Source organism: Motilibacter deserti (genome assembly GCF_011250635.1).
GTDB classification, from domain to species: domain Bacteria; phylum Actinomycetota; class Actinomycetes; order Motilibacterales; family Motilibacteraceae; genus Motilibacter_A; species Motilibacter_A deserti.
Map to the genome: position 1 here is coordinate 225043 of NZ_JAANNP010000002.1, position 14082 is coordinate 239124.

The 14082-nt window shown below is 75.0% G+C and carries 17 protein-coding genes; 8 read left to right on the forward strand and 9 right to left on the reverse strand.

Annotation, left to right across the window (positions count from 1 at the left end; genetic code table 11):
* Positions 1 to 13 precede the first annotated feature (13 nt).
* The 3 genes from rsgA to G9H71_RS06065 are packed head-to-tail and all read right to left on the reverse strand — an operon-like array spanning position 14 to position 2999.
* Entirely contained in the window at positions 14 to 1057 is a 1044-nt protein-coding gene (rsgA, locus tag G9H71_RS06055; protein ID WP_166279623.1) for a ribosome small subunit-dependent GTPase A, read from the reverse strand.
* Positions 1058 to 1069: 12 nt separating this feature from the next.
* Positions 1070 to 2362, reverse strand: coding sequence for a 3-phosphoshikimate 1-carboxyvinyltransferase (gene aroA / locus G9H71_RS06060; RefSeq protein ID WP_166280516.1), 1293 nt, complete (start codon positions 2360 to 2362; stop codon positions 1070 to 1072).
* A gap of 28 nt (positions 2363 to 2390) precedes the next feature.
* Positions 2391 to 2999, reverse strand: coding sequence for a DoxX family protein (locus G9H71_RS06065; RefSeq protein ID WP_231134272.1), 609 nt, complete (start codon positions 2997 to 2999; stop codon positions 2391 to 2393).
* An 84-nt stretch (positions 3000 to 3083) separates the two neighbouring features.
* Between G9H71_RS06065 and G9H71_RS06070 the strand changes: the two genes are divergently transcribed.
* The 4 genes from G9H71_RS06070 to rsrA all read left to right on the forward strand — a co-directional run bounded on the left by G9H71_RS06070 (position 3084) and on the right by rsrA (position 5647).
* Positions 3084 to 3857: an SOS response-associated peptidase gene (locus G9H71_RS06070; protein ID WP_166279626.1), complete on the forward strand. Its 774-nt coding sequence runs from the start codon at positions 3084 to 3086 to the stop codon at positions 3855 to 3857.
* The gene (locus G9H71_RS06075; RefSeq protein ID WP_166279629.1) at positions 3835 to 4548 is read left to right on the forward strand and encodes an alpha/beta hydrolase family protein; all 714 of its coding nucleotides are present in this window, start codon (positions 3835 to 3837) and stop codon (positions 4546 to 4548) included. The genes G9H71_RS06070 and G9H71_RS06075 overlap by 23 nt, the downstream gene beginning before the upstream one ends.
* Positions 4549 to 4637: 89 nt before the next feature.
* Entirely contained in the window at positions 4638 to 5381 is a 744-nt protein-coding gene (locus G9H71_RS06080; RefSeq protein WP_407939674.1) for a sigma-70 family RNA polymerase sigma factor, read from the forward strand.
* Entirely contained in the window at positions 5378 to 5647 is a 270-nt protein-coding gene (gene rsrA, locus G9H71_RS06085) for a mycothiol system anti-sigma-R factor (RefSeq protein WP_166279635.1), read from the forward strand. Before G9H71_RS06080 ends, rsrA begins: the two co-directional genes overlap by 4 nt.
* Positions 5648 to 5715: 68 nt before the next feature.
* On the opposite strand, the gene G9H71_RS25465 is transcribed toward rsrA, so the two are convergent.
* Both G9H71_RS25465 and G9H71_RS06090 read right to left on the reverse strand, forming a co-directional pair.
* Positions 5716 to 5790, reverse strand: coding sequence for a 50S ribosomal protein bL37 (locus G9H71_RS25465; RefSeq protein ID WP_407939680.1), 75 nt, complete (start codon positions 5788 to 5790; stop codon positions 5716 to 5718).
* 37 nt (positions 5791 to 5827) lie between these two features.
* Positions 5828 to 6460, reverse strand: a complete 633-nt coding sequence (locus tag G9H71_RS06090; RefSeq protein WP_166279638.1) for a DUF5317 domain-containing protein — start codon at positions 6458 to 6460, stop codon at positions 5828 to 5830.
* Positions 6461 to 6512: 52 nt separating this feature from the next.
* On the opposite strand from G9H71_RS06090, the gene G9H71_RS06095 reads away from it, so the two are divergent.
* Positions 6513 to 7622, forward strand: coding sequence for a type IV pilus twitching motility protein PilT (locus tag G9H71_RS06095; protein ID WP_331272779.1), 1110 nt, complete (start codon positions 6513 to 6515; stop codon positions 7620 to 7622).
* A 9-nt stretch (positions 7623 to 7631) separates the two neighbouring features.
* Here G9H71_RS06095 and G9H71_RS06100 read toward each other — a convergent pair whose 3' ends face one another.
* Complete coding sequence (locus G9H71_RS06100) at positions 7632 to 8507, reverse strand: DUF2804 family protein (RefSeq protein ID WP_166279641.1); 876 nt, start codon at positions 8505 to 8507, stop codon at positions 7632 to 7634.
* A gap of 82 nt (positions 8508 to 8589) precedes the next feature.
* On the opposite strand from G9H71_RS06100, the gene G9H71_RS06105 reads away from it, so the two are divergent.
* Complete coding sequence (locus G9H71_RS06105; protein WP_166279644.1) at positions 8590 to 10113, forward strand: glycosyltransferase family 39 protein; 1524 nt, start codon at positions 8590 to 8592, stop codon at positions 10111 to 10113.
* Between the two features lie 84 nt (positions 10114 to 10197).
* On the opposite strand, the gene G9H71_RS06110 is transcribed toward G9H71_RS06105, so the two are convergent.
* The gene (locus tag G9H71_RS06110; RefSeq protein ID WP_331272780.1) at positions 10198 to 10704 is read right to left on the reverse strand and encodes a GNAT family N-acetyltransferase; all 507 of its coding nucleotides are present in this window, start codon (positions 10702 to 10704) and stop codon (positions 10198 to 10200) included.
* A 41-nt stretch (positions 10705 to 10745) separates the two neighbouring features.
* Here G9H71_RS06110 and G9H71_RS06115 point away from each other — a divergent pair, with 41 nt between their 5' ends.
* Complete coding sequence (locus tag G9H71_RS06115) at positions 10746 to 11588, forward strand: YihY/virulence factor BrkB family protein (RefSeq protein ID WP_331272781.1); 843 nt, start codon at positions 10746 to 10748, stop codon at positions 11586 to 11588.
* Between the two features lie 9 nt (positions 11589 to 11597).
* On the opposite strand, the gene G9H71_RS06120 is transcribed toward G9H71_RS06115, so the two are convergent.
* Positions 11598 to 12530, reverse strand: coding sequence for a DeoR/GlpR family DNA-binding transcription regulator (locus tag G9H71_RS06120; protein ID WP_166279647.1), 933 nt, complete (start codon positions 12528 to 12530; stop codon positions 11598 to 11600).
* A gap of 141 nt (positions 12531 to 12671) precedes the next feature.
* Entirely contained in the window at positions 12672 to 13076 is a 405-nt protein-coding gene (sodN, locus tag G9H71_RS06125) for a superoxide dismutase, Ni (RefSeq protein WP_166279650.1), read from the reverse strand.
* A gap of 84 nt (positions 13077 to 13160) precedes the next feature.
* On the opposite strand from sodN, the gene G9H71_RS06130 reads away from it, so the two are divergent.
* On the forward strand, positions 13161 to 13496 hold the full coding sequence (locus G9H71_RS06130; protein WP_331272782.1) for a S24 family peptidase: 336 nt from the start codon (positions 13161 to 13163) through the stop codon (positions 13494 to 13496).
* Positions 13497 to 14082: the final 586 nt, after the last annotated feature.

Here is a 14082-nt window from a genome sequence, read left to right on the forward strand (position 1 = left end):
CAGGGACGGGGCCTCAGCCCTCCGGCTCCTCGTCCGGCACGTCCTCGCCCGCCCCGCCCCGCGCCCGCAGCAGCCGTCGCAGCGACTCCAGCCGCGCCGGCCCCGCGCTGCCCGCGGACCCGCTCGCGACCCACTCGTCGAGCGCGCACTCGGGCTCGTCATGGGTGCAGCCGCGCGGGCACTCCTCCATCCCGGCGGCGAGGTCGGGGAAGGCACCGACCACGCGGGAGGGGTCGACGTGCGCGAGGCCGAAGCTGCGCACGCCGGGGGTGTCGATCACCCAGCCGGAGCCGTCGACGAGGCGGAACATGATCGCCGACGACGACGTATGACGTCCTCTTCCTGTCACCGCATTCACGTGTCCGACTGCACGTCTCGCGCCGGGCACCAGGGCGTTGACGAGCGTGGACTTGCCCACGCCGGAGTGCCCGACGAGGACGCTGGTGCGGCCGCGCAGCCGGGAGCGCAGCTCGGCGAGCCCGTCGCCCGGGCGGCTCGCGATCCACGGGACGTCGAGCGCGGCGTACGCCTCGATCAGCTCGTCCGGCGGCTTGAGGTCGGTCTTGGTGATGCAGAGCAGCGGGTCGAGCCCGGCGTCGTACGCCGCGACGAGGCAGCGGTCGAGCAGCCGGGGGCGGGGCTCGGGGTTGACGGTGGCCGTGACGATGACGAGCTGGTCGGCGTTGGCGACGAGGACGCGCTCGACCGGGTCGGTGTCGTCGGCGGTCCGCCGCAGTGTGTTGGCCCGCGGCTCGACGCGCACGACGCGGGCCAGGGCGTCGGTGCCGCCGGCCAGGTCGCCCACCAGCGCGACCCGGTCGCCGACCACGACGCCCTTGCGCCCGAGCTCGCGCGCCTTCATGGCGGTCAGCTCGCGCGGCTCGGCCTCCTCGTCGACGACGCAGGTGTAGCGCCCACGGTCCACCGCGACCACGCGGCCCTCGGTCGCGCCGGCGTGCTCCGGGCGGTCCTTCGTGCGCGGCCGCGACTTGCCCCGTCCGGGGCGTACGCGGATGTCGTCCTCGTCGAGGTCACGGCGGCGGCGCGGGCCGGGCATCGAGCGGCGCCCTCAGCCGAGCAACGTGGCCCAGAGGCCGACGAAGTCGGGGAGCGTCTTGGTCGTCGTCGTCACGTCCTCCACGAGCACGCCGGGGACGGCGAGCCCGAGGACGGCGCCGACGTGTGCGAGCCGGTGGTCGTCGTAGGTGCCGAACAGGCCCCCGTGCAACGGCCGTGGCCGGATGTGCAGGCTGTCCGGCGTCTCGGTGACGTCGCCGCCGAGGGCGTTGATCTCCGTGGCCAGCGCGGTCAGCCGGTCGGTCTCGTGGCCGCGCAGGTGGCCGATGCCGCGCAGGGTCGACGGGCCGTCCGCGAGGGCGGCGAGCGCCGCGAGCACCGGCGTCAGCTCGCCGACGTCGTGCAGGTCGGCGTCGAGGCCGAAGACGCGGCCGGTGCCACGGACCTCCAGGCCCTCGGGCAGGAGCTGGACCGAGGCGCCCATGTCGGTCAGCAGCCCGCGCAGCGCGTCCCCGGCCTGCGTCGTGCGCTCGGGCCAGTCGGGCACGACCACGCGGCCCTGCGTGACGAGCGCGGCCGCCAGGAAGGGCGCCGCCCCCGACAGGTCCGGCTCGACGACGACGTCGCGGGCCCGCACCGGGCCCGGCTCGACCCGCCACACGTCCGGCGTCGTGTCGTCGACGGTGACGCCGGCGGCGCGCAGCATGTCGACGGTCATCTCGATGTGGGGGAGCGACGGCACGGGCTCGCCGGCATGCCGCACGGTCAGGCCCTCGTCGTAGCGCGCACCGCTGAGCAGCAGCCCGCTGACGAACTGGCTGGACGCGCTGGCGTCGATCGTGACCTCGCCGCCGCGGACGCGTCCCTGCCCGTGCAGGGTGAACGGGAGCGTGCCGCGGCCCCCGTCCTCCAGCCGCACCCCCAGCGTGCGCAGCGCCTCGAGGATGCCGCCCATGGGGCGTACGCGGGCGCGCTCGTCGCCGTCGAACTCGACCGTCCCGTCGGCGAGCGCCGCCAGCGGCGGGACGAACCGCATCACCGTGCCCGCGAGCCCGCAGTCCACCGCGGCCGGCCCGCGCAGCCGCCCGGGCGTGACCGCCCAGTCCTCGCCCGACGCGTCGACCGCGGAGCCCAGCGCGGACAGGGCCGCGGCCATCAGCCGGGTGTCGCGCGCCGGCAGCGGCTTCGCGACGACCGAGGGGGCGTCGGCGAGGGCGGCCAGGACCAGCGCGCGGTTCGTGACCGACTTGGAGCCGGGCAGGCGGACGACCGCGTCCACCGGGCCGGTTGCTGGAGGCGCCGGCCACGGCGTCGCGGCGGGAGCGGACGGGGCGGGTGCGGGCACGGCGGTCACGCGCGCCGAGGCTAGCGGGTCACCCGACGGGCAGGGCCTTGCCCGCCGCCTTGATCGCCTTGGTCGAGCCCTTGTGCGCCGACGCCTTCGCCGCGAGCTTGGCCTCGCGCGCCGCCATCTTCGCCTCGCGCTTGGTCGCCCGGGCCGCGTGCTTCGAGGCCTTCGCCAGGTGGCGGGCGCGCCAGGCGAGGGACGGGTCGCCCGCCGTGTCGACGGCGGCGAGCAGCAGCCCGCCCATCATCGACAGGTTCTTGAAGAAGTGGATCTTCTGCTGAGCCTTGGTGCCCGGGTTGTCCTCCTCCCAGAAGCGGTGGCCCGCCGCGGTCGTGGGCGCGAGCGAGGCGAGCAGCGCCAGCGCGGACAGCCGGGGGAACTTGCCGAGCGCGAGCAGCGTGCCCGCCGCCACCTGCACTGCGCCGTTGATGCGGACCAGCTGGACCGGGTCCTCCGGCAGGTAGGGCAGGTGGCGCGCCAGTGGCGGCGCGACGTCCTCGGCCTTCTCGACCTTCGACGTGGGGTTGCGAAGCTGGTCGATGCCGCCGGTGATGAAGATGCCGGCGATCATGGGACGGGCGAGGCGGCGCGCAATCATCATGGCCCTGCCCTTCCCCAGGTTGCGCTCGCTCATGTGCGCCTGCTGATCATCTGCTCGGCCGGCCGTGCTCCGGCCGGCGGGCACCGCTCACCGCAACGGGCTGGGAAGCTGGTGCGCGTGTGCGGACGGTACGCGGCCAGCAGGAGCCCCGAGGACCTCGTCGAGGAGTTCGAGGTGGACGCCTGGGCCGGCGCGGGCGCCGGGGGCGGCACGGGCGACGGCGCCGGCACGGGCGACGCGGTGCCGCCGTCCTGGAACGTCGCGCCGACGGACCCGGTGCGCGTCGTCCTCGAGCGGGTCGTGGAGGAGCGGGCCGAGCGGCAGCTGCGGACGGTGCGCTGGGGGCTCGTCCCCTCCTGGGCGCGCGACGCCTCCGGCGCAGCGCGGCTGATCAACGCCCGGCTCGAGACGGTCGCCGAGAAGCCGGCCTTCCGCAAGGCCTTCCGGTCCCGGCGCTGCCTCGTCCCGGCCGACGGCTACTACGAGTGGTACGCGCAGGAGGACGGTGGCAAGCAGCCCTTCTTCATCCGGCGGCGCGACGGGCGGTCGCTGGCGATGGCCGGGCTGTACGAGCTGTGGCGCGCGCCCGGCGAGGGGTCCCCGTGGCTGTGGACGGCGACGGTCATCACGACCGCCGCTGTGGACGAGCTCGGCCGGTTGCACGACCGGATGCCCATGCTGGTCGAGCGCGACCGCTGGGCGCAGTGGCTCGACCCCGAGGGAGGCGACGCGGAGGAGCTGAGGGGGCTGCTCGTGCCGGCGGCGCCGGGGCTGCTCGAGGCATACCCGGTCTCGAAGGCCGTGGGCAACGTCCGCAACAACGGCCCGCACCTCGTCGAGCCCGTCCCCGCCGCCGAGGAGGCCGCCGATGCCGCGCCGACGCTCTTCTGAGCCCGAGCTCCCGGAGGTGGAGCAGCTGGAGGTCGGGACGCCCGCCGGGCCCGCCCGGGCGTACGTCTCGGCGGCGGCCGCGCCCCGCGCGACCCTCGTCCTCGGGCACGGTGCCGGGCGGGGGAGCGACACCGCCGACCTGCTCGCGCTCGCGGCCGGGCTGCCCGCGGCCGGGATCAGCGTCGTCCGGCTCGACCAGCCGTGGGTCGTGGCGGGCCGCAAGGTCGCTCCCACCCCCGCGGCGCTCGACCAGGCGTGGCTGGCGGCCGTCCCGCAGCTGCCGACGGCAGGACGGCTGGTCCTCGGCGGGCGCAGTGCCGGCGCCCGCGTCGCGTGCCGCACGGCCCGCGCGCTGGGGGCGTCCGCCGTGGCCTGCCTCGCCTTCCCGCTGCACCCGCCGGGCAGGCCTGAGCGGTCGCGGGCCGAGGAGCTGCGCGGCGTCGACGTGCCCCTGCTCGTCGTGCAGGGCGAGCGGGACGCCTTCGGCCGCCCGGAGGAGCTCCTCGACCACGTCGAGCGCGTCGTGCCGGTCCCCGGCGCCGACCACTCGCTGGCGGTGCCGAGGTCGGCCGGGCCGGGCGGCCCGCAGGCGGCTCTCGACCTGGTGGTCGCCGCCATTCGCGACTGGCTGACCGGCCCGTCCGCGCTGCCCGGGCCCTCCTGCCCGCCGCCGACCGCAGGCCGCCGCTGAGGGGCGGGAATCGCCGGCGCCGGAGCCGGTGTTGTCCGCTTCGAGACGGGTGACGGCGGGTCGTCGCCCCTGGTGGAGCGGAGGCCGGTTTGCTCGCGTCGAGCACTCTCAAGCGGGGGGAGGCGCCGTATCTCTCGTGGCCCGAGTGGCCGACGGGTGGCGCGGCGGCCCGACCAGTAAGCTCCCGGGCGATGACCGAGGATGCGAGCACGGGCACGGGCACCGACAGCCCGGAGCGGGCCGAGACGCCGGCTGAGCGCACCGCGCGCTTCGAGCGCGACGCGCTGCAGTACGTCGACCAGCTCTACTCCGCGGCTCTGCGCATGACGCGCAACCCGAGCGACGCCGAGGACCTGGTCCAGGAGACGTTCGCGAAGGCCTACGCGTCCTTCCACCAGTTCCAGGTCGGAACCAACCTGAAGGCCTGGCTCTACCGCATCCTGACCAACACGTTCATCAACACCTACCGCAAGAAGCAGCGCGAGCCCCTGCAGGCCGACACCGAGACGGTGGAGGACTGGCAGATCGCGGCGGCGGGGGAGCACACGTCGAGCGGGCTGAAGTCCGCCGAGGCGGAGGCGCTGGAGCACCTGCCCGACTCCGACGTGAAGGACGCGCTGGCGAGCATCCCGGAGGACTTCCGGATCGCGGTCTACCTCGCCGACGTCGAGGGCTTCGCCTACAAGGAGATCGCCGACATCATGGGCACCCCCATCGGGACCGTGATGTCGCGGCTGCACCGCGGCCGCCGGCTGCTGCGCAACCAGCTGCAGGACTACGCCCGCGAGCGCGGGCTCGTTCCGTCCGCCTCGTCCCCGGAGGTGTCGCGATGAGCTGCGGTAGGCACCACCAGACCCCGTGCGTCGAGGTCCTCGCCCGGGTCTACGAGTACATCGACGGCGAGCTCGCGACGTCGGACTGCGCCACCGTGAAGCAGCACCTCGACGAGTGCGGGCCGTGCCTGCGCGAGTTCGGGATCGAGGAGGAGGTCAAGGTCGTCGTCAAGCGGTCCTGCTCCGACCCGGCCCCCGAGGAGCTGCGGGCCAAGGTCCTGCTGCGCATCCGCCAGGCCCAGCTCGAGCTCGCGCCCGAGGGCTGAGCTTCCCGCCGACGACGACGGCCCGGTCTCCGCAGGGAGGCCGGGCCGTCTCGCGTTCGGGCGCGGAGTCAGGCGTTGGGGCGCTTGCCGTGGTTCGCCGAGCTCTTCGCGCGGGACTTGCGCCGACGGCCTCGCTTGCTCATGTGTGCCTCCATAGGAACGGCCTGCTCGGCCACTCGGTCAGGCCACCCACGGTAGCCGTCCCCGCGGGCGCTGCTGTGCGCGGCCCCTGCGCGCCGGCGCCGGGGCCGCGCGCCGGCGCCGGCCGGGTCGAGCGTGCGTCCCGGCCAGCACGAACATCGCGACCCCTGCGGCGACGAGCACGTCGCCGACGCTGACGACCTCGCGCCGCAGCGGCGAGGCGACCGGCACGACGTCGCCGAGCAGCCGCAGCCGGGTGGACGGCGTCGCCTCCTCGTGACCCGGGTCCGCGTCCAGGTGCAGCTGCTCGTACGGCACGCCGGCCCGCTCCGCAGCCACGAGGGACACCGGCATCGCGCCGTTCGCCACCACCACGGCCGCGTTGAGCAGCAGGCCGAGGCCGATCAGGGGTACGCCGGGGCGCCACCGGTTGGCCACCACCACCGCCAGCGCGGCGAGGGCCGCGAGGCCCACCAGCAGCGCGCGCAGCGCGCCGGAGGCGCCGAGGACGGCCGCGGTCGCCTGCAGCACTGCCGCGGCGACCAGCACGGGGACGCCGAGCACCCGGACGTACCCGAGCCGGCGCAGCGTTCCGCCCGTCGCGACGCCGAGCGCCGCGGCGAGCACTGCGACGGTCAGCACGAGCCCCACCCGCCCAGTCTTCCCGCGCACGTCGCCCGATCGGAGCATCAGGGGGCCCGGGCGCGCCGCCGATCGTCCGGAGGTGAGCGACGTGCCGCCTCCCGGTGCCGCCAGCCCGCTGTCCGTCGTGCCCTTCCTCGTCGCGTTGTGCGAGCTGGGCGGCTCGGACCTGCACTGCAAGGTGGGCTCGCCGCCGCGGGTGCGCATCGACGGCCGGCTGCGCCGGCTCGCGGCGCCCGCCCTCGGCCCGGCGGAGACGGCGACGATGACCGCGGAGGTGCTGAGCCCTGCCGCGGCCGCCGAGTTCGAGCGGACGAATGAAGCAGATTTCGCCTACTCGGTCAGCGGGCTGGGCCGGTTCCGCGTCAACGCCTTCCGTTCACGGGGGTCCATCGGGCTCGTTTTCCGACGGGTGGGCGTCGGAGCGGTGGGGCTCGAGGACCTCGGGATGCCGCCCGTGGTGCGGAGCCTGGCGATGGAGAAGCGCGGGCTGGTGCTCGTCACCGGCCCGACGGGCGCGGGCAAGACGACGACGCTGGCCGCCATGATCGACGCGATCAACTCCTCGAGCGAGTCGCACATCATGACCATCGAGGACCCGATCGAGGTGCTCCACGCCGACAAGCTCGGCATGGTCAACCAGCGCGAGGTGCGGGTCGACACCGAGAGCTTCGCCGTCGCGGTGCGCGCGGCGATGCGGCAGGACCCGGACGTGATCCTCGTCGGCGAGATGCGCGACCAGGAGACGGTGCGCGCAGCGCTCTCGGCCGCCGAGACCGGCCACCTCGTGCTGTCGACGCTGCACACGTCCGACGCGGCGGAGACGGTGTCGCGCATCGTCGACTTCTTCGCGCCGCACGAGCAGCAGCAGGCACGCCTCTCGCTCGCGGGCTCGCTGCGCGGCATCGTCTGCCAGCGCCTCGTGCCGCGGGCGGACGGCAACGGCCGGGCGGCGGCGCTGGAGGTCTGCGTCGCCACCGGGCGGGTCGCGGACGCCGTCACGGACCCGGCGAGGACCGGGTCGCTGACGCAGCTGATCGCCGAGGGCGGGTTCTACGGGATGCAGACGTTCGACCAGCACCTGGTCACGCTCGTGCGCGAGGGCGTCGTGACGGCCGACGCGGCGCTCGAGGCCGCGTCCAGCCCGCACGACCTCACCGTCGGCCTGCGCGCCGCGGGCCTGGCCGCCTGACCGCGCGCCTCACCAGAGCGCGTCGTGGTGCTCCATGACGCCGTGCGCTCGCTCGACGCGCAGCCCTCCGGGCAGCGTGCCGGAGAACGAGCCGAAGGGCTGGCGGTAGGACGAGCGGACGAGCAGCAGGTCGTCCGAGCGGCCGCGGGCGGCCTCCTCGGCGAAGCGCAGGCTGCTGCCGTCGGCGAACTCGACGCCTGACAGGTCTTGTGCGAATCGCACTTCACCTGTCTGCTGCGGGCGGCCGTCGACCCAGACCGTGTTCTCGGTGCAGGGCAGGGTGTCGTTCAGGCCGACGATGACGCTCCAGGCCACCCGCCTGCCCTCCGCCGTGACGCCGCTGCCGCCCGACCACTGCCACGTGGTGCGCCGCGGGTGGTACCCCGCGTTCTCGTCGACGAGCGCGACGGCGTCGACGTCGAGCGTGCGGTCCCCGATGCGGGCGACGCCGTGTGCCCGGATCCCCGCCTGCTTGTGCGTCCAGGTCCAGGCGCCGTCGGCCGGCGTGACGACCTCGAACGCGGTCTCCGGCCTCTCGTCCAGGGTCAGCTCGACGTGGACGTCGCCGTCGCGTACCCGCAATCGACCAGGGCCGACGTCGACCCGTCCCTTCCACCGCCGGGTGTGCTCGGTCAGCCGGCCGGCCGAACGGTCCCACACCGCCCAGAACTCCTGCGGGACGGGGCCGACCTGCACGTTCGCCGCGCAGAGCGAGACCTCCGGGCTCCACACGGAGACGTAGCGCCAGGACTTGCCGAGGCGCAGCCTCGGTACCGGGAGCCGGCCCGGCCGAGGCGCCCGCGCCAGCCAGGGCAGGCGGTGCGGCGGCAGCGGAAGGCCGGCAGGGCGGTCCGTGCCGTCCCCTCGGTAGTGCAGGCCGTCCACGGCGCCTCCCTCTTCCGGGGGAGAGCGCACTCGCTCTCGCAGCCCTGTCGCGCGGTCGGGGCGGAGGAGCTCACTGGGAGGCGTGCTGATACGTACGCCACTGCGCCCGCCGCTTGCCGCCGTCGCAGCGCGCCCCGCCTTCGCCCGCCGGCCGGTACTGCTTGTGGCCGCCGGCGTCGTCGTGCTGCTGCTCGCGGTTGCACCCCGCTACGGCTACCACCGGGACGAGCTGTACTTCCTGCGGGCGGGGTCCGAGCCGGCCTGGGGCTACCCGGACCAGCCGCCGCTCACCCCGCTGCTCGCCCACGCGATGGACGCGCTCGTGCCCGGCTCACTCCTCGCCCTGCGGACACCGAGCGCGCTGCTCACCGGGCTCACGGTCGTGGTGGCCGCGCTCACGGCCCGCGAGCTCGGCGGCGGGCGTACGGCTCAGCTCGTCGCGGCATCGTCGACGGCCGCGTGCGCAGCGCTGCTCGCGGTCGGGCACCTGCTCTCGACGACGACGCTCGACGTGGCCGCCTCCGCGCTGCTGGTCCTGCTCGTGGCCCGCGTGCTCGGCGGAGCGGGCCCCCGGCTGCTGCTGGCCGCGGGCGTCGTGCTCGGCGTGGGCCTGCAGAACAAGCAGCTGATCGGCTTCGTCGCGGCCGCGCTCGTCGTCGGCGTCGCGGTGGCCGGGCCGCGGTGGCTGTTGCGCTGCCGCGCGGCTTGGGGCGGCGCGCTGGCCGCGCTCCTGCTCTGGCTGCCCAACCTGCTGTGGCAGGCGAGGCACGGTTGGCCGCAGCTGGAGATGGCACGGGTGATCCGGGCGGACGCGGACATGGGCGGGCGGGAGGCCTTCCTGCCCATGCAGCTCGTCATGCTCGGCCCGCCCCTGGTGCCGCTCGCGCTCGCCGGGCTGGTGCTGCTGCTGCGCAACCCGCGGCTGCGGGCGTACCGGCCGCTCGGCGTCGCGGTCGTCGTGCTCGTCGCCGCGCACCTCGTGCTCGCGGGCAAGCCGTACTACACCGCGGGCGTCTTCCCGTTGGTGCTCTCGGCCGGCGGGGTGGCGGCCGAGCAGTGGCTCCGCGCGGCGGCCCCCGCCTCAGCCCGGAGAGCGCGGGTCCTCGCTGCGGCCGTGGCGGCCAGCGGCGTCGTGGGCGCGCTGCTCGTGCTGCCGCTCGTCCCGGTGCGCTGGTCGGCGGTGCCGGTCGCGGTGTCGTCGGACACCGGGGAGCAGGTCGGGTGGCCGCGGCTGGTGGCGGCGGTATCCGGGGTGTGGGAACGGATACCGGAGGGCGAGCGGCCCGGCGCGGTGGTCCTCACGGCGAACTACGGCGAGGCCGGCGCGGTCGACCGCTACGGCGCGTCCCACGGGCTGCCGCGGGCCCACAGCGGCCATGTCGGCTACGCCGCCTGGGGGCCGCCTCGTGGCGACGGCCCCGTCGTGTTGGTCGGCTTCGGCGATCCGGGCTTCGTAGAAAGGTACTTCGCCGATTGCGCGCTCGTGGCGCAGGTCGACAACGGGGTCGGCGTCGACAACGAGGAGGCAGGCGCGCCCGTGCACCTCTGCCGCGGGCCCGTCGCCCCGTGGCCGCGGCTGTGGCCGCAGCTCGAGCACCTGGGCTGAGGGGGGCGTATCACTCCCGCGACGGCGCCCGTCGTCTCGGGTGGGGGCGCCCTCGCTCCCTGAGCCGGCCACGGGGGTGTCGGCTCAGGGGGCGGGGCGGGCGTACGCGAGCAGGTCGACCCCGGGCGCCGGGGACCAGTCGCGCTCGGGCAGGCGGGAGAAGCCGAGCCGCTCGTAGAGCCGGTGCGCGACGGCGCTCGACGGCTGCGTGCTGAGGACCAGCCGGCCGGCGCCAGCCGCCGCCGCGCGGCGCAGGCACTCCTCGACGAGCGCCCGGCCCGCACCGCGGCCGCGTGCCTCCGGCGCGACCGCGAGCATGCGGAACTCCGCTTCCCCTGTCCGGGAGATCTCCGCCCACGGGCCGCCGGGCAGGCAGAACGTCACCGTCCCGAGTGCTTCGTCGGTGTCCGGGTCCACCGCCACCAGCAGGTGCGCCTGCTCGGCGCGGAGCGCGGCGTTCGCCAGCCGCAGCTCGTAGCCGTCCTCGACCGCGTCCAGCATCCCGTCCGCGCGGTAGGCCTCGACGGTGATGCGCCCCACGCGCTCGAAGTCGTCGGGGCGGGCGTCACGGACGGGCAGCGGCGCGGGCACGCCGGGAGCGTACGACGCGGCCGGGTGGGGAGGCTGAACCGGTGTCGTCCCCGCTGCTCGCCCTGCGCATGCTGCTGCGCGACGCTTTCGGGGCGCTGCGCGGCCGCGACGTGGCGCTCGTCTCGGCAGGGCTGACGTTCTACGCGGGGATCGCGGTGGTGCCCTCGCTGCTGGTCGCGATCTGGGCCGCCAGCCTGGCCGTCGGCAACGCGCAGCTCGACGAGTGGGCGCGGACGCTCGGCGAGGCGCTGCCCGAGGCGCTGGGCGCCCCCGACGCGGCGCGGGCGCTGGTCGAGGCGGCGCTCGACCTGTCCGTACTCGGGGCGCTGATCGCGGCGTTCCCCGCGTCGCTCTATGGAGAAGGACTGCGCCGCAGCTTCCTCGCGCTCGAGCGCCGGACCGAGGCGCTCGCCGGGTGGCGCGGCCGGCTGCGGGCGCTGCCCCTGCTCGTCGTCGCTCCGCTGGCCGTCATGGGCGTCCTGCTCACCACGCCCTGGCTCGCCCGGTTCTTCGACAGCGGGCGTCCCGGGCCCACGGCGCTCGGTGTGTTCATCGCGCTGGTCGCGGACTGGCTCGTGCTGTCGCTGCCGCTGAGCTACACGTACCGCGTGGTGGGCCGCTCGACGCGCACCTGGGCCTCGGCGCTGTGGTCGGGCTTCACGACCGCGTCGTTCATCAGCGGGTTCCTGCAGGGCTTCGTGCTCTTCCTCGCCCTGCCCCTCGACCTCGGCGCGCCGTTCGGCGGGCTCACGGTCATCGGCGCCGTCGTCGCCGTCGGGCTGTGGATGTGGGTGCTGCACATGGTGCTGCTCGTCGGCTACACGCTCACGCTCGCGCTCGAGGAGCGCGGGGGGAACCCGTTCCGGCTGCCCTACTCGCTGTGAGGCGGGGCCTCAGCTCGGCGCGGGCGCGCTCTCGGACGTGGCGGTGGGCACGGCCCGGTCGGCGTGCGGCGTCGGCGCGGGCAGGCCCGCGAGCAGGGCCGACGGCACGTCCACGACGTCGACGTCGATGCCGCGTGCCCGCAGCGCCTCGACGACGTCCTCGGGAGCGGACGGGCCGGTGATGAGCAGGTCGACGTCGGTGACCGGGCAGACCCGGGCCAGCGCGACGTGGCCGACCTTCGACCCGTCGGCCAGGCAGATCCGGCGGCGCGCGGACTGCAGGGCGCGCGCCTTGACGCCCACCTCGGGGAGGTTGACGTTGGTGATGCCGGCGTCGGCGTGCACGCCGTTGCAGCCGAGGAACGCGGTGTCGGCGTGGACCCGGTCGAACACCGCGTCGGCCAGCGGGTCGACCAGCGAGTGCTGGAGCGGGCGGAGCGTGCCGCCACTGAGGACCACGGTGAAGCGGGGGATGGCCGGCTCCAACGTGGTGGCGATGGTGAGGCCGTTGGTGACGACCACGACGTCGTGCAGCTCCTCGCGGGCCACCAGCGCGCGGGCGAGCGCCGTGGTGGTGGACCCGACGTCGAGGACGAGCGTCTCGCCGCTGCTGACCAGCCCGGCCGCCGCCTCCGCGATCGCCGACTTCTCCAGCGCGCCGCGCGACTGGGTCTCCTCGAAGGGGCGCTCGGAGTGGGACAGGTCCTCGGCGACCACGCCACCGCGTACGCGCCGGACCCGGCCGCGCGAGGCCAGCCGGTCCAGGTCCGTGCGGACCGTGACGGTGGAGATGCCGAACATCGACGCCAGGTCGGTGACGCTGACGAACCCGCAGTCGCGGATGATCGACAGCATCCGCTCGCGGCGCAGGCCACCCCGGCGGTCCTCCGAGGACGCGCGTCGGTCGTCTCCTTGGCGCGTCGTGGCACCGGCATCGCTCATCGAGGGAGTACAACGCCTTTCGCGGGGCTTGTCAATGCGTAGATCCAACCCGGCCCGCACTTGCGGTTGGCCAAGCTGTGGGAACGCCGACGCCCTCCCGTCCGGAAACGGGAGGGCGTCGGGCCGAGCAGACGGCGAAGGTCAGGCGGCCTTCTTGGTCTCCCAGAAGATCGTGTCGATCTCGGCGATCTTGTCGAGCAGCTTCTGCGCCTCGGCGGGGTCGACGGTGCCCTTGCCGCCGGCGGCGCCGGCCAGCTTCGTGGCCTCGTTGAACAGCTGGTGCAGGTGCGGGTACTTCTCGAAGTGCGGGGGCTTGAAGTAGTCCGTCCACAGCACCCACAGGTGGTGCTTGACCAGCTCGGAGCGCTGCTCCTTGATGATGAGGGCGCGGGTGCGGAACACCGGGTCCTCGTTCGACTGGTACTTCTCGCAGATGGCCTTGACCGACTCCGCCTCGATGCGGGCCTGGGCCGGGTCGTAGACGCCGCACGGCAGGTCGCAGTGGGCGGACACGGTGGTGCGGGGGGCGAGCAGGCGCGCGAACACGGGCACCCATCCTTCCGCTCGGAAGAGACTGACGTTCGGGACACTACCCCCGCTGGGAGAGGCTGCACCCGGGAGGATCACGCAGTGGCCGTACGCGCGACGCAAGGCCTGCCGCGGCCCTGGCGGGTCGAGGTGACGGGCCGGTCGATGCTCCCCACGCTGCACCCCGGCGACCGCCTGCTGGTGATGCGTGGACGCACCCCGCGGGTGGGAGACCTGGTCGTCGTACGCCTCCCCGACCGTCCGCTGTCGGTGAAGCGCGCGGGGGCGAGGGACGACGACGGCTGGTGGGTCGAGAGCGACAACCCCGGCGAGGGGACGGACTCGTGGACGATCGGCCGGCCGGTGCCCCCGGAGGACGTCGAGGGGGTCGTCGTCTGGCGCTACCGCCCGCTGCGGCGCACGCGGCGGCGGGCCTGACCGGTCTTCTGCTTCCGCCGGGTTGTGCGACCGCACGGGACGACGACGGCCCGCCACGCGCTGTGCGTGGCGGGCCGTCGGCGCGCGCAGCGTCAGGCCATGCGGCCGGTGAGCGCGTACACCTTCATGTTCGGCAGGTTCGGCAGTGTGATCGACACGGCCGTCCTGGTGCTGTCGACGGCCAGGGCCACGTGCCACATCCGGACGCGCAGCCCGTCGTGGATGCCGGTGTTGCGGTGGCGGGTGGGCACGTCGATCGCCGTCTCCTCGCCGTAGGCCGGCGCCGCGGCCGCCCAGTCGGTCGACATGAGGGAGGCCTTCGACGTGGTGCCGTCGGAGTACGTCACGGTCACGTCGCCGCGGTAGTTGCCGTTGTGCGAGGCCGTCACCGCGTCGAGGGCGGAGTAGCGGCCGGGCGTGAGGTGGATCGTCTGGCCGCGCGCGGACAGGAAGTTGCCGGCGGTCCCCGTGGTGTCGGGGAAGAGGTACGGCCGCCCGGCCGCGGTGCCCACGCCCGGGGCCGGCAGCAGCTCGGCCGGCCAGCTCCAGCCGTTGGTGCCGAAGACGCCCTGGCCCATGTTGTCGT